Source organism: Methylobacterium mesophilicum SR1.6/6, from assembly GCF_000364445.2.
GTDB lineage: Bacteria > Pseudomonadota > Alphaproteobacteria > Rhizobiales > Beijerinckiaceae > Methylobacterium > Methylobacterium mesophilicum_A.
Genome location: NZ_CP043538.1, coordinates 342,040 through 361,430, shown reverse-complemented (window position 1 = coordinate 361,430; position 19,391 = coordinate 342,040). Strand labels below are relative to the sequence as shown.

General features: G+C 74.3%; 17 protein-coding genes. 11 read left to right on the top strand and 6 right to left on the bottom strand.

Features of this window, described 5'->3' with window-relative positions; genetic code table 11:
• Positions 1-186 precede the first annotated feature (186 nt).
• Positions 187-1,377 (bottom strand): acetylornithine deacetylase, encoded by a 1,191-nt coding sequence (argE, locus tag MMSR116_RS01720; protein ID WP_010686392.1) that lies wholly within the window; start codon positions 1,375-1,377, stop codon positions 187-189.
• A 340-nt stretch (positions 1,378-1,717) separates the two neighbouring features.
• Between argE and MMSR116_RS31655 the strand changes: the two genes are divergently transcribed.
• The 6 genes from MMSR116_RS31655 (at position 1,718) to MMSR116_RS01690 (ending at position 8,675) form a co-directional block, all read left to right on the top strand.
• Positions 1,718-1,894, top strand: a complete 177-nt coding sequence (locus MMSR116_RS31655) for a hypothetical protein (RefSeq protein WP_244625589.1) — start codon at positions 1,718-1,720, stop codon at positions 1,892-1,894.
• Between the two features lie 555 nt (positions 1,895-2,449).
• Positions 2,450-4,432, top strand: coding sequence for a sensor histidine kinase (locus MMSR116_RS01710; RefSeq protein ID WP_010687362.1), 1,983 nt, complete (start codon positions 2,450-2,452; stop codon positions 4,430-4,432).
• A gap of 455 nt (positions 4,433-4,887) precedes the next feature.
• Positions 4,888-5,226, top strand: a complete 339-nt coding sequence (locus MMSR116_RS01705; protein ID WP_010687363.1) for a hypothetical protein — start codon at positions 4,888-4,890, stop codon at positions 5,224-5,226.
• Between the two features lie 166 nt (positions 5,227-5,392).
• Positions 5,393-6,070: a carbonic anhydrase gene (locus MMSR116_RS01700; RefSeq protein WP_010687364.1), complete on the top strand. Its 678-nt coding sequence runs from the start codon at positions 5,393-5,395 to the stop codon at positions 6,068-6,070.
• Between the two features lie 2 nt (positions 6,071-6,072).
• A complete protein-coding gene (locus MMSR116_RS01695; RefSeq protein WP_010687365.1) occupies positions 6,073-7,641 on the top strand; it encodes a SulP family inorganic anion transporter in 1,569 nt (522 codons plus the stop codon).
• Between the two features lie 680 nt (positions 7,642-8,321).
• A complete protein-coding gene (locus MMSR116_RS01690) occupies positions 8,322-8,675 on the top strand; it encodes a hypothetical protein (protein WP_010687366.1) in 354 nt (117 codons plus the stop codon).
• Positions 8,676-8,694: 19 nt separating this feature from the next.
• Here the strand turns inward: MMSR116_RS01690 and MMSR116_RS01685 are convergent, their stop codons facing one another.
• The 3 genes from MMSR116_RS01685 to MMSR116_RS01675 all read right to left on the bottom strand — a co-directional run bounded on the left by MMSR116_RS01685 (position 8,695) and on the right by MMSR116_RS01675 (position 11,057).
• The gene (locus MMSR116_RS01685; RefSeq protein WP_010687367.1) at positions 8,695-8,913 is read right to left on the bottom strand and encodes a hypothetical protein; all 219 of its coding nucleotides are present in this window, start codon (positions 8,911-8,913) and stop codon (positions 8,695-8,697) included.
• Between the two features lie 228 nt (positions 8,914-9,141).
• Positions 9,142-9,867 carry a hypothetical protein gene (locus MMSR116_RS01680; RefSeq protein WP_010687368.1) on the bottom strand — a complete coding sequence of 242 codons (726 nt, stop codon included), beginning with the start codon at positions 9,865-9,867 and terminating at the stop codon, positions 9,142-9,144.
• A 101-nt stretch (positions 9,868-9,968) separates the two neighbouring features.
• Entirely contained in the window at positions 9,969-11,057 is a 1,089-nt protein-coding gene (locus tag MMSR116_RS01675; RefSeq protein ID WP_010687369.1) for a replication protein RepA, read from the bottom strand.
• Between the two features lie 802 nt (positions 11,058-11,859).
• On the opposite strand from MMSR116_RS01675, the gene MMSR116_RS01670 reads away from it, so the two are divergent.
• From MMSR116_RS01670 to MMSR116_RS01655, 4 genes are all read left to right on the top strand, one after another.
• Positions 11,860-12,711 carry a TrmH family RNA methyltransferase gene (locus tag MMSR116_RS01670; RefSeq protein WP_010687370.1) on the top strand — a complete coding sequence of 284 codons (852 nt, stop codon included), beginning with the start codon at positions 11,860-11,862 and terminating at the stop codon, positions 12,709-12,711.
• Positions 12,712-12,890: 179 nt separating this feature from the next.
• Positions 12,891-13,145, top strand: a complete 255-nt coding sequence (locus tag MMSR116_RS01665; RefSeq protein WP_039894885.1) for a hypothetical protein — start codon at positions 12,891-12,893, stop codon at positions 13,143-13,145.
• 101 nt (positions 13,146-13,246) lie between these two features.
• The gene (locus MMSR116_RS01660; RefSeq protein WP_010687372.1) at positions 13,247-14,641 is read left to right on the top strand and encodes an MFS transporter; all 1,395 of its coding nucleotides are present in this window, start codon (positions 13,247-13,249) and stop codon (positions 14,639-14,641) included.
• A gap of 110 nt (positions 14,642-14,751) precedes the next feature.
• Positions 14,752-15,606, top strand: coding sequence for an amidohydrolase family protein (locus MMSR116_RS01655; protein WP_010687373.1), 855 nt, complete (start codon positions 14,752-14,754; stop codon positions 15,604-15,606).
• A gap of 136 nt (positions 15,607-15,742) precedes the next feature.
• On the opposite strand, the gene MMSR116_RS01650 is transcribed toward MMSR116_RS01655, so the two are convergent.
• Positions 15,743-17,791: a methyl-accepting chemotaxis protein gene (locus tag MMSR116_RS01650; protein ID WP_010687374.1), complete on the bottom strand. Its 2,049-nt coding sequence runs from the start codon at positions 17,789-17,791 to the stop codon at positions 15,743-15,745.
• A 101-nt stretch (positions 17,792-17,892) separates the two neighbouring features.
• Positions 17,893-18,252 carry a winged helix-turn-helix transcriptional regulator gene (locus tag MMSR116_RS01645; RefSeq protein WP_010687375.1) on the bottom strand — a complete coding sequence of 120 codons (360 nt, stop codon included), beginning with the start codon at positions 18,250-18,252 and terminating at the stop codon, positions 17,893-17,895.
• A gap of 109 nt (positions 18,253-18,361) precedes the next feature.
• Here MMSR116_RS01645 and MMSR116_RS01640 point away from each other — a divergent pair, with 109 nt between their 5' ends.
• Positions 18,362-19,381: a zinc-binding alcohol dehydrogenase family protein gene (locus MMSR116_RS01640; protein WP_010687376.1), complete on the top strand. Its 1,020-nt coding sequence runs from the start codon at positions 18,362-18,364 to the stop codon at positions 19,379-19,381.
• The last annotated feature ends 10 nt before the right edge of the window (positions 19,382-19,391 follow it).

The following is a 19,391-nucleotide window of genomic DNA, read 5'->3' as shown; positions in this document are numbered from 1 at the left end:
GACGGCCCATCCCGCATCTAGGGCGGGTTTCCGCTCGCGGACATGGGGTTCCCAGAGGGCCGAGACCCTTTGGCGGGGTGCCGGGGCGGAGCCCCGGCCTCGCGCCTCGCGCGACACCGGGCAAGGCCCGGCCGCAGGGCTCCGCCCTGCACCCGCGAAAGGTCCCGACCTTTCGAATCCGGGTTCTCAGCCCCGGCAGTCCCGGATCAGCCGCCGCACGAAGCCCGCGCAGGCTTCCAGTTCGTCCCGGGTGACGTACTCGTCGGCCCTGTGGGCGCGGGCGATGGAGCCGGGGCCGATCACCACGGCGGGGACGCCGCCGAGCCGCTCGAACAGGCCGCCCTCGGTGCCGTACGAGACCTTGGCGTGCCCGTTCCGGCCGGCGAGCCGCTTGGCCAGGGTCACGATCGGCGCCTCCGGGTCGGTGTCGAGGCCCGGATAGTCGATCAGCGGCTCGACATCGACGCCGCAGGCCGGATCGACCGCCCGCATCAGCGGCGCAAGCGTATCGGTGGCGTAGGCGATCGCCGCCGCCGCCAGCGCCCCGGCATCGTCCGCGCCGATCGCCCGGTACTCGAACGCGACGCTGCAGGTGTCGGGCACGATGTTGAGCGCCGTGCCGCCCTGGACCACGCTCGACAGGCCCGTGGTGTGGGGCACGTCGTAGAGCGGGTCGCGGGCGCCGTCCCGGACGAGCGCCTCGGCGGACAGCCGGACGTGCTCGATGAACCGGGCGGCGTACTCCACCGCGTTGACGCCCTGGGGCGCCAGGGCCGAGTGGCTGGCCTTGCCCCGGAAGGTGAGCCGGGCGGCCGACTTGCCCTTGTGGCCGACCACCACCTCCATCCCGGTGGGCTCGCCCACGAAGCAGCCCAGCGGGCGCGGGACGCGCTCCAGCATCCGGGCGATGAGCGGACGCACCCCCAGGCAGCCCACCTCCTCGTCGTACGAGATCGCGATGTGGATCGGGGTGGCGCGCGCGCCCGCGACCATCTCGGGCAGGAGCGCGAGGCAGACCGCCAGGAACCCCTTCATGTCGGAGGTGCCCCGCCCGTAGAGCCGGCCGCCCGCCTCCCGCAGGCTGAACGGGTCGGACGTCCAGGGCTGGCCCTCGGCCGGCACCACGTCGCTGTGGCCGGAGAGCACGTAGCCGGGGCGGGTCTCGAAGGGGCCGACGCTCACCAGCAGCGCCGCCTTCCGGCCGGTCGCGTCCGGGACCCGCTCCACCGCGGCGCCGTGGCGGCGGCAATACGCCTCCGCCCAGTCGATCAGCGGCAGGTTCGAGCGGGCGCTCACCGTGTCGAAGGCGATGAGCGTCTCCAGGAGCGCCACCGGGTCGGATGCGGGGGCGGGCCGGTCGGGCACTGACTCTGGCATGGGCCGTTCGCGCTCGCGTCGTCTCGGGTGCGGGTGTCAGGCCTTCTACGGGGTTTTGGGCGGTCTGGGGATCCCGGGGGTCCGGGAATCCCAAGGCGCGCAGGTGCGCCGCGGCGGTCTGCGGAACCGGAGGGCCCGTCCCGGCGTAGCTGCCGGTGCAGGCCCCTCCCGACAAGCCCGAACCATGCGCGCCGGTCCCAAGCCGATCCGAGGGATCCTCCGAGAAACGCTCCGAGGCGCTCGCCACGCGGCCCTGATCCTTCCGGTCGCGCTGCTGGCGGCTTCTTCGGTTGAGGCACGGCCCCATCCCGGACGGCATCACCCGCGGGCCGCGTCCGACATGGACCGGACCCTGGCCCGCATGGCCGGGGAGGCGCGGCGGGACTGGCGGGTCTGGCAGGCGCCGGGGCCCCTCGCCCAGGTCTTCGCCCCGGCCACGCGGGAACGGGTCGCGGCGCCGCCCTTCACGGGCTGGGGGTACGGCGGCACGATCCCGGGGGCGTGGCCCGGCTTCTGACGCCGGACGGGTCCGGTGCAGGCTGCCGGTACCCTGCCGGGCTTGGGGGTTCACACATCGGGATCGTTGTCCGGTCGACAGGTCTGGCGGTCCAGGCATGGCACGCGCCCTCCCCCCTCTGCGGGGGAGGGTGGCCCCTGCGTCAGCAGGGGTCGGGCCGGGACGCAGTCCCGCAAGGGGGGAACCCGGCTTCCGGAAGGGGCGCGCGTTTCATGAAGGCCAGCGTTCAATCCTGCACCGTCGCGCTCCCCTCTCCCGACGCCCTTCGGGGGCCACCCTCCCCCGCAGAGGGGGGGGGGGGGAGGGCGCGCTGCGGAGCCGTTCGGTCCTTCTCCGATGGGGACGTGAGACCATCGTAGCTCTGCCGCGACGGGCTCCGGCGCGCTGATTCGAGGCCGACCGCGTGCATATTTGCAACTCTCGATAGTAATAGTGCGGCGCCGAGGCCCGATACTGGCTTGCTGAGGTCTGCCGTGCGTGCTCAGAAGGTGTCCCGGCAGAGCTTGGCGGTGCGAAGTCCGTCGGCTGGCACAGGCTGGATCCGCGGGAGGTCGGATGCAGGCGATCGCGCGATCCGACTCTCCTTCTGCGGCGCCCCCGGCGGCCGCGCAGGCCGATCCCGCGCGCCGGGCCGGTCTGCGCCGCCGGGCGCCGCCGCGGCTGCGCGTCGTGCTGGCGCTGGGTTTCGGCACCCTCGGCTTCCTGGCCACCCTGGCGCTCGCCGCCCTGGTGAGCCGCGAGGCGACGCGCCGCCTCGAGGCGGAGGTCGGCGGCCAGCTCGCCGAGATCGCCGGCCAGATGGCGCGGAGCCTCGACCTCGGCATGTTCGAGCGCTGGCGCGACATCCAGATCGCCGCCGCCTCGGACAGCCTGCGCGATCCGGGGGCCGGCACGGCCGCCAAGCGCGCCCTCATGGAACGGATGCAGGCGACCTACCCGGCCTACTCGATCATCGGGCTGATCGACGCGGACGGGCGCGTCGCGGTGACCAGCACCGGCGCGCTGGAGGGCGCGGACGTGTCCGGCCGGGACTATTTCCGCGCGGGCCGCGCGGCGCCCTTCGTGGGGGACGTGCATCCGGCCAAGCTCCTGCAGGCGGTGCTGACCCCGCGTGGACCGGGATCGAACGAGGCGGCCCCGCGCGAGCCCCTGCGCCTCGTCGACGTCGCGGCCCCGGTCCGGGCGGCGGACGGACGCCTCGTCGGCGTGCTGGCCGCGCATCTCGACTGGACCTGGGCGCGCGACATGGCCCGCACCCTCGAAGGCTCGCTCCGGGGCCACCGCGAGGGCGCGGAGATCCTGATCCTGTCCCGGGACGGCGCCGTCCTCCTGGGGCCGCCGGGCCTGCAGGGGGATTCCCTGCCTTCGCCCCAGCCCCGGTCCTTGACCCAGCCCCTGCCCCAGGCCGTGCCGGCCGGCGGGCGTCCCCTCGATCGGCAGGGCACCAGCCGGGTCGGCCCCTGGCCGGACGGGGCCGCCTATCTGAGCGCGCAGGCGCGCACGGCCGGCTACCGCGACTATCCCGGCCTCGGCTGGCAGGTGGTGGTGCGCCAGTCGGCCGACCGGGCCCTGGCCTCGGCGACGGCGCTGCGCGCAAACATCCTGGTGGCGGGCAGCGCGGTGGCGCTCGCGGCGGCTTTGCTCGCGTGGCTGCTCGCCGGCCTGATCGCCCGGCCGCTGCGGGAGCTGGCGGGCGCGGCCGGCGCGCTGGGCCGCGGCCAGCCGCTGCCGGTGCTGCCCCGCTCCCTCGTGCGCGAGGGCACGATGATCGCCGAGGCCCTGGAGGCGGCCGCCGACGAGCTGGCCCGGCGCGCGCAGGCCCACCGGCTCCTGATCGACGAACTCAACCATCGGGTGAAGAACACCCTCGCCACCGTGCAGTCGATGGCCGCGCAGAGCCTGAAGAACCTCGGCGGCGGCGCCGCGGCCGGGCGGGACGCCTTCGAGGCGCGGCTGCTCGCCCTGTCGCGCGCCCACGACGTCCTCACCCGCGAGAGCTGGACCAGCGCGGGCCTGCGCGGCATCGCCGATCAGGCCCTGCGCCCGTTCCTGGGTGAGACCGCCCTGGGTGAGACCGCCCTGGGTGAGACCGCCCTGGGCGAGACCGCCCTGGGCGAGACCGCCCTGGGCGAGACCGCCGACGACGCGACGCCGCGCATCACCCTGGCGGGCCCCGACCTGCGGCTGCCGCCCGAGGGGGCGCTGGCGCTGACGATGATCCTGCACGAGCTGTGCACCAACGCGGTCAAGCACGGCGCCCTCTCGGTTCCGGGCGGCCGCGCGGCGCTGTCCTGGGTGCGGGAGACCGATGCCGGCGCCCCGACCCTGCGGATCACGTGGCGCGAGCGCGGCGGCCCGCCCGTGGCGCCGCCCGCGCGGAGCGGCTTCGGCACCCGCCTGCTGGAACGCGGCCTGGCCGGACGCAACACCGCCAGCCTCGCCTACGAGGCGGCGGGATTCGTCTACGTGGCGGCGTGCCCCCTGCCCGCCCCGCCCGCGGAGGCCGACGCGACCCCGCCGCGGCCGCGCCCGGCCTGAGGGATCCGACGGGCCTCCGCGGCCGGCCGGCAGGCTCCGCGGCCGCCCGCGGCCGCCCGCAGCCGCCCGCAGCCACGCTGTGATCGACCCGCCCCCGGCCTCCGGCCCGAACCCGTCCGGTGGCCGGCCTCGGCGCCGCCGTCTCCGCGCGCGGCCACATGATCTGGACGGCGCCGTATCGCCTCCCATTCCTTCGCCTGCCCCATGATGACGGACCCGCGTCGCAGCAGGCCTTCGCGCTGACAGCGCCGAATCCGCTTTAATCCCGTCGTCGACGGCGTGCGGTGTCCATGGTGTGCGTCCACGCACCAAGTAATACCAAGATAAAGGATTAAAATTTTTGTCGTTTTACTGTGCTGAAGCGCACATACTCTTCGAAAGACGACGCTTATGTTCGGATCATCGGCTCGGGATGCGGTGTCCTCGGCCAGACGACGAACATGCGAGGTAACGCGATGACCACACCACGGCACCTCCCGACCGGCTCCCGTTTCGGCTTCACCCGCGGCCTTGCCCTGGGGCTCCTGGCCGGCGCCCTCGTCCTGCCGATCTCCGCCCAGGCGGGCGAGGGCGGCGACGGCAGCCGCCAGGTCGCCGGCGGCGGCCACATGAGCTCCTACGTGAACGATCCCCATCACGACCCGCGCTCGCTCCACTCGCAGCGCCTGGGGACCGGGCAGCTCCTCGGGGCGCCGATGCTCCACGACCGGGCCGGACCCGCGATCGCGCGCCGCAACCTCGTCGATCCCCACTGGGCGTCCGGGACCGCGCAGCGCCGCCGGATCGCGCGCTGAGGCGGCGCCGGGGGCCCCCGGCAGCCTCCGGCCCCCCACCCGGGCCTCGGGCCCGGTCGATCACACGGACACGCCGTCCGAGACACCGCCGGCCCCCGCGAACGGGCCGGCGGCGCGCCGCGGCGCAGGCCGATCTCCCCACTCCGTCCAGCACCAGGGACCCTTCATGGACAGCATCATCCAGGGCATCGCCAGCTTCCAGGGCAGCGTCTTCCCCGGCCAGCGGCAGATGTACCAGCAGCTGGTGCGCGACGGTCAGCACCCGAGCGCGCTGATCATCGCCTGCGCGGATTCCCGCGTCGCCCCCGAGCACATCACCCGGGCGGGGCCGGGCGACCTGTTCGTCTGCCGCAACGCCGGCAACATCGTGCCCCCGGCCTCCGACGTGATCGGCGGCGTCTCCTCGGCGATCGAGTACGCCGTGGTGGCGCTGGGCGTGCGCGACATCGTGGTCTGCGGCCATTCCGATTGCGGGGCCATGAAGGGGCTGATGAACCGGGACCTGCTCAAGCGGATGCCCAGCGTCGCGGCCTGGCTGCGCCACGCCGAGGCCGCCGAGCGGATCGTCTGCGAGGCCTATCCCGAGGGGATGGACGCGCAGGCCCGCCACCACGCCCTGGCGCTGGAGAACGTGGTGGTCCAGCTCGCCAACCTGCGCACCCATCCGAGCGTCGCCGCCGCCCTCGCCAAGGGCTCCCTGCGCCTGCACGGCTGGTTCTTCGAGATCGAGACCGGCGCCCTCCTGGCCTATGACGGCGCGAGCGGTCGCTTCCGGCCGATCGGCGAGGCCGACATCCCGGTGGCGCAGGACGCCGCCGCCGCTGGCCGCCTGCAGGCCGCCTGACCATGCGCATCCCCTCCGGCCTGACAGCCGCCCTCGCACCGGGGGGAGCCGTCCGCGCGCGCCTCGCCCGGGACCTGCCCGCCTCCGTGGTGGTCTTCCTCGTGGCGCTGCCCCTGTGCATGGGCATCGCCATCGCGTCCGGCGTGCCGCCCGAGCGCGGGCTGATCACCGGCATCGTCGGCGGCATCGTCGTCGGGCTCATCGCGGGCTCGCCGCTCCAGGTCAGCGGACCGGCGGCGGGCCTCGCGGTGATCGTGTACGGCTTCGTGCAGGCGCACGGGCTCGACGCGCTCGGCCCCGTCCTGGTGGCGGCGGGCCTCCTCCAGCTCGCCGCGGGCGCCCTGCGGGTCGGCGGCTGGTTCCGGGCGATCTCGCCGGCCGTGGTGCACGGGATGCTCGCCGGCATCGGCATCCTGATCGTGCTCGCCCAGATCCACGTCCTCACCGACGCCCTCCCCCGGGCGAGCGGCCTCGACAACCTCGTGGCGATCCCGGCGGCGTTCTTCAACTTCGTCAGCGGCGCCGGCGACCGCACCGGCGCCGTCGTGGTGGGCGGGCTCACCATCGCCGCCATGATCGCCTGGGAGCGCCTGCGCCCGGCCCGGCTGCGGCTCCTGCCCGGGGCGCTGGTCGGCGTCCTGGCGGGCAGCCTGGTCGCCGGGCTCGGGGACTTCGCGGTCAAGCGCGTGGTGGTGCCGGAGGCGATCCTCTCCGGCCTCGCCCTGCCGGACGCGGCGGCCTGGGCGCGGCTCGCCGAGGCCGAGATCCTGATCATGGCCCTCGTCATCGCGGTGATCGCCAGCGCCGAGAGCCTGCTCTCGGCGGCGGCGGTCGACCGCATGCACGACGGCCCGCGCACCCGCTTCGACCGGGAGCTCGGCGCGCAGGGCGTCGGCAACCTGATCTGCGGGCTCCTCGGCGCCCTGCCGATGACCGGGGTGATCGTGCGCTCCTCGGCCAACGTCCAGGCCGGCGCGGTGAGCCGGGCCGCCACGGTGATGCACGGGACCTGGATCCTGGCCTTCCTGGTCGCCCTCCCCTGGCTGCTGGCCCTGGTGCCGACCGCGAGCCTCGCCGGCATCCTGGTGGTCACCGGCTGGCGGCTGGCGAGCCCCGCCCACGCCCTGCACCTGGGGGCCCGCTACGGCTGGCTCACGGCTGCGATCTGGCTCGCCACGATGGCGACCGTCGTGGCGGTGGACCTGCTCACCGGCGTGCTGACCGGCCTGGCGCTCAGCCTCCTCCAGGCCCTGCCGAGCCTGCGCAAGGGCCGGCTGCGGATCGAGCACGCCGCGGCCCGCGAGGTGCCCGGCGTGCCGGAGCTGCGCCTGTCCGGGGCGGCGACGTTCCTGCAGCTGCCGAGCCTCACGGCGGCGCTGGAGCGCACCCCCACGGGCGGCGAGGTCCGCCTCGCCACCGACAACCTCGCGGCCATCGACCACACCTGCCTGGAGATGATCGGCGACTGGGCGAGCCGGCGCAGCGCCGCCGGGACCCGGGTCGCGGTGGTCGGCGGGTCCGGCGTGCCCCACGACCGCCTCGCCGCCGCGGTGGCGGCGCCGGAGCGGTAGGGCCGCCGCGGCGGGGACGGGGCCCGGACGCGGAAACCCGCGGGCGCCGTCCCCGCCAGCCCCCGCCAGCTTATGCCGGCCCGCGCCGGCACACGCCGGCGGCTCCGAGCCGTGCCCGGTCGCGTCGCACACGGTGCCGAAGGCCGGGACGCCCCGGGTCGGCGGTCCAACGCGTCCCCTCATCCTGAGGTGCCGGAGCGCAGGCCTCGAAGGCGGCCTCCAGCCAGCCGCGCGATCCCCGGAGCCCTCCTTCGAGGCGGCTGCGCCGCACCTCGGGATGAGGGGGCAGGATGGACTTGAGCAGAACACCGACCCGGCGGGTCTATCGTGTCCCGCACCGAACCGGAATCCACCGCGGCGGAGAGCGCTCCAGCGCTGTCGGCGTGGGACGATTGGCCGTCGCACCGAAGTCGTGAGCCCGCCGGCACCGGGCCGGCCGCGCGCGACGCGGCCCGGATGGCCTGCCCCGGCTGAACCGGAATCCTTCCGGAGATGCGCGTCGAGATCCGGATGGTGAGATAGATTTAAATCTCATCACATCATCATCCGATTATCGGCTATCTTCGGAAAATATTAATCCTGAATGTTTGTGCGCCCTTAACGGCCGGCTGTCACACTGGAGGAGACGGCCGGTCCGAGCGATCGGTCGGCGGAATCGTTCTCGACACGGAGCTTCCCCGATGCTCAAGGTCCTCGCGCTTCCGGCCGCCTGCCTGATCCTGTGCGGAACTGCCATCGCGCAGGACGGGCCCGGACTGGCGCCCTTGAATCCGCCCGACCGCGCGCAGCCGGTCCCGGTGAACGAGCCGGAGCAGACGTCCAGCACCGCACCCACCACCGTGCCCAGCGGCGCCGTCGGGGTGCGCGGCCCGGACGGGGAGCGCGCGGAGGTCGCCGGCCCCGCCCTGCGCGGTTCCGATCCCGCCGCGGCCCGGACCGTCGCCGCCCTGAAGGGGCCCTCCGGCGGGCCGCGGCCCTGGTGCGCGCAGGAGCGCCGGGTCGGAACCGGGGCGGGCTTCTGCCTGATCAATTGAGCCGGCCGCGCCCCTCCCCTCAGGACGCCGCGTAGACCGAGACCTCGTCGAAGATCTCGTCCGCGCCCGGCGCGGAGTCGAGGGAGGCCACGAGCAGGACCAGCACGGCCGCCGCGACGGCGGTCGCGGCGAGCAGGCGCGTGACCATCTCCGCATGCGCCCGCGCGGCGTGGATCACCGCGCAGCCCAGCACGAAGGCCAGGGCCTGGGCCGCCGGCGCGGCGAGGACGGCCGTCATCGGGCCCGCGCCGGGATCCGGTCACCGGAACCCGCCCGGTCCGCACCCGTCTCGACCATCCCGTCGCGCCTCGTCCCGTCGCGCCCCATGCCGTCATGCCCTCTGCCGCCGCGCCCTCGTTCGCCCGGGACCGCGCCGCCGTCAGGATGCAGGTTTCGCGGCCCGCGACGACCCCGAAATGGAGGAGGCGCGGGCCCGGGCGCCGTCACGCTTTCGTGACGGGTCCGCTCAGGCCGGCGGCGCGAGCGCGTAGGTCGCCTCGCCGACGCGGCGCAGGGGCCCGTCGGGGCCGGCCCGCTTCCACAGGCGGGTGTTGAGGGCGGCCACGGGATCCCGGCCCGGCACGGTGAAGCCCCGGCCGGCGAGCACCGCCAGGATCTCGGCCGCGTGCAGGGGCCGGCCCGCCTCCGCGAGCGCCGCGCAGGCGGCCCCCACCAGGGCGCGGCCGTAGCGGCGGGCGCCGGCCGCGTCCTCCGCGAAGGGAATGGCCGGCGGGATCGCGCCCAGCGCCCCGGATCCTTCGGCCCTTCCGGTCCCTTCGGCAGACCCGTCGCGAGGTCTTTCTGCAGCGACTTCTGCAGTGTCTTCTGCAGCGTCTTCGGCAGCGTCCTCGACTTGCGGCGCGGAGCGGAGCTCGGCCCGCGGCCGGGCCGGGGCCGCGGGGACCCGGCGCGGCGACGAGACGACGTCGGGCGGTGGGTCGCCCCACCCGGCAGGCGGCCCGTCCGGACCCCGTGGTCGCGGATCGCGGGACGCGCCCGGGGCGATCTTCAGGCGAGTCTCCGGGCGCGTCTCCGGGCGCGTCTCCGTCTCGCCGGCATCGGTCCCGGTGCCGGCGAGACGGCGCCCGAGTTCGAGGTAGAGCACGAGATCGGCGATCTCCCGGTCGAGGGCCTCGCGCCGCCCCCGCAGGAGGGCGAGGCGCGCCTCGATCTCGGCTTCCGACAGGCCCACGCGATATTCCCTCCGTACAAAGGGAATGGGTAGCCGCTTTCAGGGCCTGAGGGAAGATGCCGGCGGCATCTTCCCTCAGGCCCTGGAATATTCCATGTTCCCTAGCGGCGGGCCCGCGTTCCCTTAGCGGCCGGGCGCGGCGGCACCAGCAGCGTCCCCGGATCGGCCGGGTGCAGGGTCAGGCCGCCGTCGTCGAGCACCAGGGGCAGCCGCGGAAAGACCTCGCGCAGATGCGCCAGATCCGCCTTGAACGCCTGCCGGAAGCTGCGGATCGATGCGTTCTCGGCCCCGAACTGCGCGTGCAGGTTGGCCCAGGTCAGGCGCAGCGGGCGCTGGAGCGACCGCAGCCGGTAGCCGGTCCAGAACAGCAGGTCGAGCTTGCGCGCCGAGCCCGAGAAGGCCCGGGCCGCCCGGACGTCCACCGGCAGGGCGTGGCGGATCAGGGTCTCGTAGAAGTCCGGATCGAAGCGCACGGTGCGCCCGGCCTCGTCGTCGCCCTCCCCGGCCCGGGGGCGCCACAGTTCGAGGCTGCGGAACGGCGGGACGTTGAGGGTGGTGGCGCTGTCGCGCCCGTCCCACAGGCCGATCTGCATGGAGCAGGCGGCGAGCCGGTTCAGCTGCTCCTTGAACTGGCGGATGGTGCCGCGCTCGCCGCCCGTGACCGCGAAGCCCATCTCGCGCATGAAGCCCGACAGGGTCTCGGCGACCTTCACGGTGGGGCTGCGCTGGCGCACCGCCTCGGTGCAGAGGTGGAGCAGGACCAGCCGGGCCTTCGGCCCGTAGGGCAGGCCCTGGGGCGTGAAGGCGCCGGTCGCGGGGTCCTTGATCCGGCCGGCGATGAGGTTGAGCGAGTTGCGCCCGTAGGTGCGGGAGAACTCGCGCACCGGGCCGGGATCGCGGTAGGGCAGGCCGCACAGCGCCAGCACCGAGTGGATGTGCTGCAGGCTCGACGGCAGCGCCGGCTCGCTCTCGATCACCAGCCGGACCGCGTCGCGGCGGCGCTGGTCGCGGGAGAGCCCGGCGCGGCGGACCTCCTCCTCGCCCAGGACCGCCGCCTGCGCGTCCCGCTCGCGCTGGCGGTGCAGGACGTGCTCGACGATCTGGGCGAACAGGAAGCCGCCGCGCGCCGCCTCGACCTCGGCCCGCAGGTCCGGATCGTGGATCCCGGCGATCTTCTCCTCGATGCCCATCGCCCTCGGCCCGCGTCGCAGGGGCGCGTCTCCGCCGGCCGGGGGAGGCGCGCCCGACCCTGCCATGCCACGATTCGCCCGTGGGAATCCCGGCCCGGAGCCGGCTTGTCCCGGCAATCCCCGCTTCTCAGGGGCGGCGCAGGGATCACGCAGGGGCCGCGCAGGCGTCGTTCAGAGGCCGTGCCCGCCGGGCCGTGCTGCCGGGGGCGGCGCGCAGACCTGCATACGGGCCGGACCGCCGCGCCCGCCCGACGCAGAGTCCGATACGGTCCCGGCCCGCATTCCGTCCCCGTTATCCACCGGCCCGGGCGCGAATCCGCGCCGAATCCGATACGCGGCCGCGCAGACTCCGATACGGCGCTCCGCCGAACCGGCGCAGAATCGCATGCACGCCCACGCAGAGTTCGATGCGCAGCCACGCAGAGTGGGATACGGGATGATGCCTCAAGTCTCTGGCAGATCAGGAGGATCCGGTACCGCATATAACCTGCCGAACTGACTCTCTGAGAGTCTCTTCTTGATAATCTTCCTAGTGTCGTGGATCCCGTTCTTTCTGACGAACACCGGGTTCTTCGATCGGTCTTGAACAGGGAATGAAGGGAATGAACCATCCTTGTCCACATCGCTCCGGCCCGGCGCCCAACCGCCATCCCCGGCCGGTGCTGTGCCGCCTTGAGGCCGCGACGCCGCGGCCCCCGCGGCGCCGGCTTGACGCGGGCCATGCCGCCCGGTTTCTCGGACCGACTCCGCCGGAACCCTCTGAGAAGGCCGCACCGATGCCCCGCTATCCGGACGCGCTCCGATGACGGACCGCCGCAACGACGGACGCCCGCCGGGATCCGGTCCGCCGAAAGCCCGCCCGCCGGGTTTCCGCCGCCCGGGCTTCCGGCCCGGCCACCGCCCCGCCCCCGCCGGGCTCCCTCGGGAGCCCGCCGCCGAGGGGGCCGTCGTGCTCTACGGCTGGCACCCGGTGGTGCAGGCCCTGGGCAACGGCGCGCGCGGCCTGCACCGGCTCCTCGCCACCGAGAACGCGGCCGCCCGGCTGGAGGCCGAGTTCGGCGGAGCCCTGCGGATCGCGCCCGAGCTGGTGCGGCCGAGCGAGATCGGCCGTCTGCTCGGCCCGGACGCGGTCCACCAGGGCCTGTACCTCGAAGCCGAACCCCTGCCCGCCCCCGGCCTCGACGACCTGCCCGCCGACGCGCTCCTGCTGGCGCTGGACCAGATCACCGATCCGCACAATGTCGGGGCGATCGTGCGCACCGCCGCGGCCTTCGGCGTCGCCGGGATCGTCACCACGGCCCGCCACGCGCCGGGCGCCACCGGCGTCCTGGCGAAATCCGCCTCCGGCGGCCTGGAGCACGTGCCGTTCGTGACCGTCCGGAACCTCGCCGAGGCGCTGATCGCCTTGGGGGAGCGGGGCTTCACCCGGGTCGGGCTCGATTCCGACGCGCCCGAGAGCCTCGACGCGCTGACGGTCGCCCGGCCGCTGGTGATCGTCCTGGGGGCGGAGGGCAAGGGCCTGCGCGAGCGCACCCGGGGCTGCTGCGACGTGCTCGCCCGGATCCCGTTCTCGGGCGCGATCCGCAGCCTCAACGTCTCGAACGCGGCCGCCATCACGCTCTACGCGCTCGGCCGGATCCCGGAGAGGCCCTGACGCACCGGACCGGACAGGCTCGAAATCATGTCTTCGCAGACACGGCGTCGCAAATCCGTCTTCGCAGGCATGTCCGGACTCCCGGAACCGGCATTCCGGCACCGATCCGGCCTAGGCGGTTCATGCAATCTGCCGTAGAATGTGTGACGAGGGGGGCGTCGGCCGAAAGCGTGCGCCTGATGCTGGACGATACCTTTACCTACGGGGGCTGGGCGCTCGGCCTGACCGCCGTGGGCGTGTGGCTGTGGCTCGCGCGGCGGGCCTTCCCGAGCTTCGACGCCTTCGTGCGCGGGTTCGACGACGAGCTCGGCCTGAGCGCCACGGCCGAGGAGCGGGCTTATTGCGCCCGCTGGCACCAGGTCCGTCAGGCCGCCGTGGCCCTGACCGCCGTCGCGGCCCTGTCCCTGTCGATCGGCTTCGCCATCCCCGACTGAGCCGTCCGGTCCCGCCGCCCTGTTCCCGCGGCCGGCGGTGATGTACCGGAGCCGCCGGACCGCGCCGGAACCGTCCGGGCCGCGGAGGACGGGAGTCAGCCTTGCCAGCCGCCGAAACCCCGATCGCGACGCGCCCCGACGGCGCGCGGCCGGCAATCCCCGACATCGCCGCCCGCCTGGAGCGGCTGCCCATGTCGGGCTACCAGCGCAGGATCTTCGCGGTCATCGCCTCGGCGTGGCTCGTCGACCAGATCGACGTGGCGCTCCTGACCTTCCTGCTCGGCTCGATCGTGGTGGCATTCGGCCTGAGCCCCACCGAGGCCGGCCAGCTCGCCGCCATGACCTTCGCGGGCCAGCTCGTGGGCAACATCCTGGCCGGCACCGCCTCGGACCGGTTCGGCCGCAAGGCGGTGTTCCAGGTGACCATGGTGGTCTGGGGCCTGGCGAGCCTCGCGGCGGCGGCGTCCTGGAGCCTGCCCGTGCTGATGGCCTGCCGCTTCCTGATCGGGGTCGGGGTCGGCGGCGAGGCCCCGGTGGCGCAGGCGATGGTCTCGGAGATCGTCCCGGCCTCCGTGCGGGGCAAGTACATCGCCATCATGGAGGGGTTCTGGGCGGTGGGCTACGTCCTGTCGGGGGCGATCAGCTTCTTCGTGCTGCCCTATCTCGGCTGGCGCTGGGCCTTCGTGGTGGTCGGCCTGCTGTCGCTGGTGGTGCTGGCGGTGCGCCGGTCCATGCCGGAATCGCCCCGCTGGCTCGCCGAGGTCGGACGGACCGCGGAGGCGGAGTCGGTGATGGCCGCGATGGAGCGCGCCGTGGAGAAGGCGACCGGCCGTCCCCTGCCCCCGGTGGCGCCGGCCGTGGCGGCGGCGGCGGCCCCCGGGCCGCGGCGCGGCCCCGTCGCGACCCTGTTCGCCCCCGAATACCGGTGGCGCACCGTGATGGCCTTCGGCCTGTGGTTCTTCGCGCTGATCGGCTTCTTCGGGCTCAATTCCTGGATCGCCGTGCTGCTCAAGGAGCGCGGCTTCTCGATCGTCGGCTCGGTGGGCTTCGTGACCCTGATCACGCTCGGCGGCATCCCGGGCTTCGCGACGGCGGCCCTGCTCCTCGAGCGGGCCGGCCGGAAGCCGACCACCGCGCTGTTCCTCGTCTGCGCGGCGGCGGCCGCCTACCTGTACGGCAACGCCGCCGGCGAGACGGCCTTGTTCGTGTCGGGGTTCGTCATGCAGTTCTTCATGTTCGGCATGTGGAGCTGCCTCTACGCCTACACGCCGGAACTGTACCCGACCCGGGCCCGGGCCACCGGCGCCGGCTTCGCCTCGGCCTTCGGGCGGATCGGCGCCATCCTGGGGCCGATGATCGTGCCCGTGCTGGTGCGCGATCACGGCCCGGCCACGGCGTTCCAGGTCGGCGCGGGCGGCTTCCTGATCGCCGCCCTGCTGGTGCTGACCCTCGGCGTCGAGACCCGCGGCCGGGTGCTGGAGGCCGTCTCGCACTGAGGCGATCCGGAACCTGACCCGTCAGGGCTCCCCCCTGACGACCCGCCAAAGGGCTCAAGCCCTTTGGAAACCCGACCGATCCGCCGATCACACTGGGGAGTCACAAAACAATGCCCGTCGTGGACATGCGCAGCCGGCCGACCTTCCTGCACCGGTTCTTCGGCGCCGAGCCGGACACGCCGGAATTCGGCGTCGCGCGCTGGCTGAACGCCCGGGTCGGCAGCCGGGAGGTGGAGCACTTCACCCGCGGCGCGACGATCGCGGGCTTTTGCGCCGAGATGGACGGGGCCGGCATCGACGTCGCCGTCATGGTCGCCCGCTCGGTCCCGGGGGTGCGGGTCTCGAACGACGCCCTGGCGGAGGCCGCCCGGCACGACCCGAAGCGCCTGATCGGCATCGCCTCGGTCGACCCGGTGAAGCTCGGCCGCAAGGCCGCCCTGGCCGAGGCCCGGCGCGCCGTGACCGAGCTCGGCTTCAAGGGGATCAACCTCGATGCCGGCTTCTACCGCGAGGCCATGGCGGCCGACGACGACCGCCTGATGCCGCTCTACGAGCTGTGCGAGGACCTCAAGGTCCCGGCCTTCGTGATGTCGGGGCCGACCACGCCGGACCTGCGCCTCAACGACCCGCTCGCGGTGGACCGGGTCGCCAAGGCCTTCCCGAAGCTGCCGATCGTCTGCTGCCACGGGTTCTACCCGAACGTGGCCGCCATGGTGACGGTGGCGTTCCGCAACGCCAACGTCTTCGTCTCGCCCGACATGTACACCTTCGCGCCCGGCGGCGGCCTTTACGTGGAGGCGGCGAACGGCTTCATGAGGGACCAGTTCCTGTTCGGCTCCTCGTTCCCGTTCCGCCCCATGGGCCAGGGCGTCGCCGACTTCCGCGGCCTCGGCCTGTCCGAGGAGGCCCTGGACGCCGCCCTCTGGCGCAACGCCGACCGGCTCCTCGGGCTGGGACTGGCGTAGCGCGACGCGAGTCCCGGTTTCGAAAGGTCGAGACCTTTCGCGGGTGTCGGGGCGGAGCCCGCGCTCGGGCGCAGCCCGACGTCGGGGCGCCGCCCCGACACCCCGCCAAAGGGCTTGCCCTTTGGGATCCCCGTCCTCAGGCGGCGCGGACCTGGGCCAGGAAGTGCTCCACCGCGCCGCGCAGGTCGCCCGCCTGCCGGGACAGGTCGCCCGCCGCCTGCAGCACCTGGGCGGAGCCCTGGCTCGCCGTGCCGGCCGCTTGGCCGACCCCCGCCATGTGGCCCGACACGCCGCGCGTGTCCTGCGAGGTCTGCGCGGTGGTCCGGGCGATCTCGGCGGTGGCCGCGCCCTGCTGCTCGACCATGGCGGCGATCTCGGCGCCGATCCGGGCGAGAGTGCGGATCACCTCGGTGATGCCGCCGATGGCGCGGACCGAGGCCTCCGTCGATCCGGTGATCTCCGCGACCTTGGCGGCGATCTCCTCGGTGGCCCGGGCCGTCTGCTCGGCGAGGTGCTTGACCTCGGCGGCCACCACGGCGAAGCCCCGGCCGGCCTCGCCGGCGCGCGCCGCCTCGATCGTGGCGTTGAGCGCCAGCAGGTTGGTCTGCCCGGCGATCTGCGAGATCATCGCGACGATCTCCCCGATGCTGCCCGCCGCCTGGGCGAGGCGGCGCACCTCCCCGGCCATCCCGTCCGCGTCCCGGGTCGCGCCGGCCGCGAGGTCGGCCGAGGCTCCGACCTGCACGCCGATCTCCCGCACCGAGGCGGTGAGTTCCTCGGTGGCCGCCGCCACCGTGTCGGCCGAGCGCGCGGCCGAATCCGCCGACCCGGCCACCGCGCGGCTCAGGTCGGTCGTGTCCTGGGCGGCCCGGGCCATGCCGTGCGCGGAGGCCTCCAGCCGGGCGGCGGCCGCCGAGACCGCCGCGACGATGCCGCCGACCTGGCGCTCGAAGCTGTCGGCGAGGCCCAGGGCGGCATTCCGCTGGGCGGCGCTGGCCTCGGCGGCGAGCCGCTCCTGCGCGAGCCGGGCCACCCGGCGCTCAGCGACGCTGTCGCGGAAGGCCACCGCGGCGGCGGCGATCGCCCGGACCTCGCGGGGGCCGCCCGACGGGATCGCCGGATCCTCCGTCCCGTCGTTGCGGCCGATCGCGGTCAGCACCCGCGCCATCCGGGTCAGCGGCCGGGCGATCGCCGTGCCGAGCCAGATCGCGAGGCCGGCCGAGAGCGCGAACAGGGCGAGCCCGCCGACGATCCAGAGGGCCAGCATCCGGTCGGTCCGGGCCCGCACGGCGCCGGCGGCGGCCACGAGATCGGCGGTGAGCCGGTCCTCCACCGCCTTCAGGGCGTCGATCCGCTGCGTGGCGAGGCGGAACCAGGCCGGCGCGTCGCGGAAGGCGAGGACCGCCCCCGGCATCGTCGCCTGGGTGGATTCGCGCAGGCGCGCCACCTCCCGGGCCGGCTCGGCAGCCTCCGCGGCGTCGAGCAGGGCCGCCTGCGCCGGCTCGGCCCCGGCCCGGAACAGGCCCGCGTAGGTCGCCTGGTCGGCCGCCAGCGTGGCGAGCCGCCGGGCGGCCGCGAGGTCCAGGCTGCCGGAGGCGAAGGCCGCCGAGGCGGCGGCCCGCTCCTGCCCGGCGGCCTCCTTGAGCGACAGGAACGCCGCGTAGGTGTTCGCCCGCGCGGCGAGGCCGGCCTCGTCGATCACCCCGCCCATCGCCCGCACGAGCCCCAGCCCTTCGCCGATCAGCCCGGTGTAGAAGACGGCCGCCTGCGGCGCGCCCGGGACGAGGGCGTCGATCGCCCGGCGCTGGTCCGCGAGCCCGGCCAGGGCCCGCGCGAAGCCCGTCCCGCGCGCCGCGAAATCCGGGCCGAAGCCCGTGGCGGCCGCCACGGCCTGGGGCAGCCCGGCGAGCGCCGCGTCGGTGCGCCCGCGCTGGGCCGCCAGTTCCGGCCCGAACTGCGCGCCCTTCGCGCCCAGGAACAGGCTGGAGGCGCCCCGCTCGCGCTGGGCCTCGTGCACGAAGGCGCTGACCCGCGAGGCGAGGCCGACGAGGCCCTCCACCCGGTCCATCTCGGCGCGGCGCGCCCATTGGTCCGACGCCACGAGGCCCGCCGCCCCCGCGAAGGCGAGGCACGGGGCGAGCGCCACCGCCAGGATGCGGGCGCGGAGCGAGGCGAGGAGCGGCATCGGAAGATCTGGAATGGTCCGGCAGGAGATGTTTCAGCATCCCGCCAAGTCTTAAAGATCCAGTTATGGATTCCTCAACCGGTGCGGCATGATCTGCTCAATCAAGCAGCGTTCTGGACGGTCGTTGCCTGATCGGCGTGCACATCGCCCCAGGTCTTCAGGGCGCGGATGACCGGCTCAAGGGAGCGCCCGCGCTCGGTCAGGCTGTACTCCACCTTGGGCGGGACTTGGGCGTAGACCGTCCGGGTGATCAGGCCGTCCGCCTCCATTTCGCGCAGCTGGTTCGTGAGCATGCGCTGCGTCACGCTCGTCAGCCGCCGCCGGATCTCGTTGAACCGCAGGGTCCCCTCCAGCAGGTGGTAGAGGATCACGCCCTTCCACTTGCCGTCGATGAACCGGAGGGTCGCCTCGACGGCGCAGCCGGGGCTGCAGGCGCCGACGTGATGGCGGGTGCGGGGCATGGGCTGTCTCCGACGGTATCATTTCCGGCACCAGGGGCGTTTTATGTGCGTACTTGCGGTTCGTGAAGGCGGGCGGCATCTCCCGCGGCGACAGCCCGAGGAGACCACGATGCGCGCCGTCGGCTACCGCACGTCCCTGCCGATCACCGATCCCGAAGCCCTGGTCGCTCTCGACCTGCCGCAGCCCGAGCCCGGCCCGCACGACCTGCTGGTGAAGGTCGAGGCGGTCTCGGTGAACCCGGTCGACACCAAGGTCCGGCGGCGGGCGCAGCCGGAGGATGGCGGCGTCAAGGTGCTGGGCTGGGACGCGGCCGGCACCGTCGTCGCGGCGGGCGCGGAGGTCCAGGGCTTCGCGGCGGGCGACGCGGTGTTCTACGCGGGCGACCTGACCCGGCCGGGGACGAACGCGGAATACCATTGCGTCGACGCCCGCATCGTCGGGCACAAACCCAGAAGCCTCGACTGGGCGCAGGCCGCCGCCCTGCCGCTCACCGCGATCACCGCCTGGGAGACCCTGTTCGACCGGCTCGACACGGGACGGCCGGTGCCGGGCGCCGCCCCAGCGATCCTGATCGTCGGCGGGGCCGGCGGCGTCGGCTCGGTGGCGATCCAGCTCGCCCGGCAGTTGACGGACCTGACTGTGATCGCCACCGCGTCGCGGCCCGAGACGGCGCACTGGTGCCGGGACCTCGGCGCCCACCACGTGGTCGACCATTCCAAACCGCTGGCGGACGCGGTGGCGGCGCTCGGCCTCGGGGCGCCGGGCCTCGTCTTCTCCACCACCGGCACCGACGCCCACTTGGCCGCGATCGTCGCGCTGATCGCCCCGCAGGGCCGGCTCGCCCTGATCGACGATCCCGATCAGCTCGATGTCGGGCTCCTCAAGCGCAAGAGCCTGTCGCTGCACTGGGAGTTCATGTTCACGCGCTCGATGTTCGCCACCGCCGACATCGCCGCCCAGGGGGCCCTCCTCGACGAACTGTCTCGCCTCGTTGACGCGGGGCGCCTGCGCACCACCCTGGGTGAGCATTACGGGCGGATCGACGCCGCGAACCTGCGGCGCGCCCACGCGCTCATCGAGAGCGGGCGCGCCAGGGGCAAGATCGTGCTCGAAGGTTTTTCCAGTTAGGGAGGACGCG

Bases quoted from the DNA above. Each gene is read 5' to 3' on its own strand.
- MMSR116_RS01670 (WP_010687370.1), top strand. From the start codon at position 11,860: ATGACGGACCGCCGCAACGACGGACGCCCGCCGGGATCCGGTCCGCCG.
- MMSR116_RS01640 (WP_010687376.1), top strand. From the start codon at position 18,362: ATGCGCGCCGTCGGCTACCGCACGTCCCTGCCGATCACCGATCCCGAA.
- MMSR116_RS01690 (WP_010687366.1), top strand. From the start codon at position 8,322: ATGCTCAAGGTCCTCGCGCTTCCGGCCGCCTGCCTGATCCTGTGCGGA.
- MMSR116_RS01665 (WP_039894885.1), top strand. From the start codon at position 12,891: ATGCTGGACGATACCTTTACCTACGGGGGCTGGGCGCTCGGCCTGACC.
- MMSR116_RS01675 (WP_010687369.1), bottom strand. From the start codon at position 11,057: ATGGGCATCGAGGAGAAGATCGCCGGGATCCACGATCCGGACCTGCGG.
- MMSR116_RS01650 (WP_010687374.1), bottom strand. From the start codon at position 17,791: ATGCCGCTCCTCGCCTCGCTCCGCGCCCGCATCCTGGCGGTGGCGCTC.
- MMSR116_RS01695 (WP_010687365.1), top strand. From the start codon at position 6,073: ATGCGCATCCCCTCCGGCCTGACAGCCGCCCTCGCACCGGGGGGAGCC.
- MMSR116_RS01705 (WP_010687363.1), top strand. From the start codon at position 4,888: ATGACCACACCACGGCACCTCCCGACCGGCTCCCGTTTCGGCTTCACC.
- MMSR116_RS31655 (WP_244625589.1), top strand. From the start codon at position 1,718: ATGGACCGGACCCTGGCCCGCATGGCCGGGGAGGCGCGGCGGGACTGG.
- MMSR116_RS01710 (WP_010687362.1), top strand. From the start codon at position 2,450: ATGCAGGCGATCGCGCGATCCGACTCTCCTTCTGCGGCGCCCCCGGCG.
- MMSR116_RS01645 (WP_010687375.1), bottom strand. From the start codon at position 18,252: ATGCCCCGCACCCGCCATCACGTCGGCGCCTGCAGCCCCGGCTGCGCC.
- MMSR116_RS01700 (WP_010687364.1), top strand. From the start codon at position 5,393: ATGGACAGCATCATCCAGGGCATCGCCAGCTTCCAGGGCAGCGTCTTC.
- MMSR116_RS01655 (WP_010687373.1), top strand. From the start codon at position 14,752: ATGCCCGTCGTGGACATGCGCAGCCGGCCGACCTTCCTGCACCGGTTC.
- argE (WP_010686392.1), bottom strand. From the start codon at position 1,377: ATGCCAGAGTCAGTGCCCGACCGGCCCGCCCCCGCATCCGACCCGGTG.
- MMSR116_RS01685 (WP_010687367.1), bottom strand. From the start codon at position 8,913: ATGACGGCCGTCCTCGCCGCGCCGGCGGCCCAGGCCCTGGCCTTCGTG.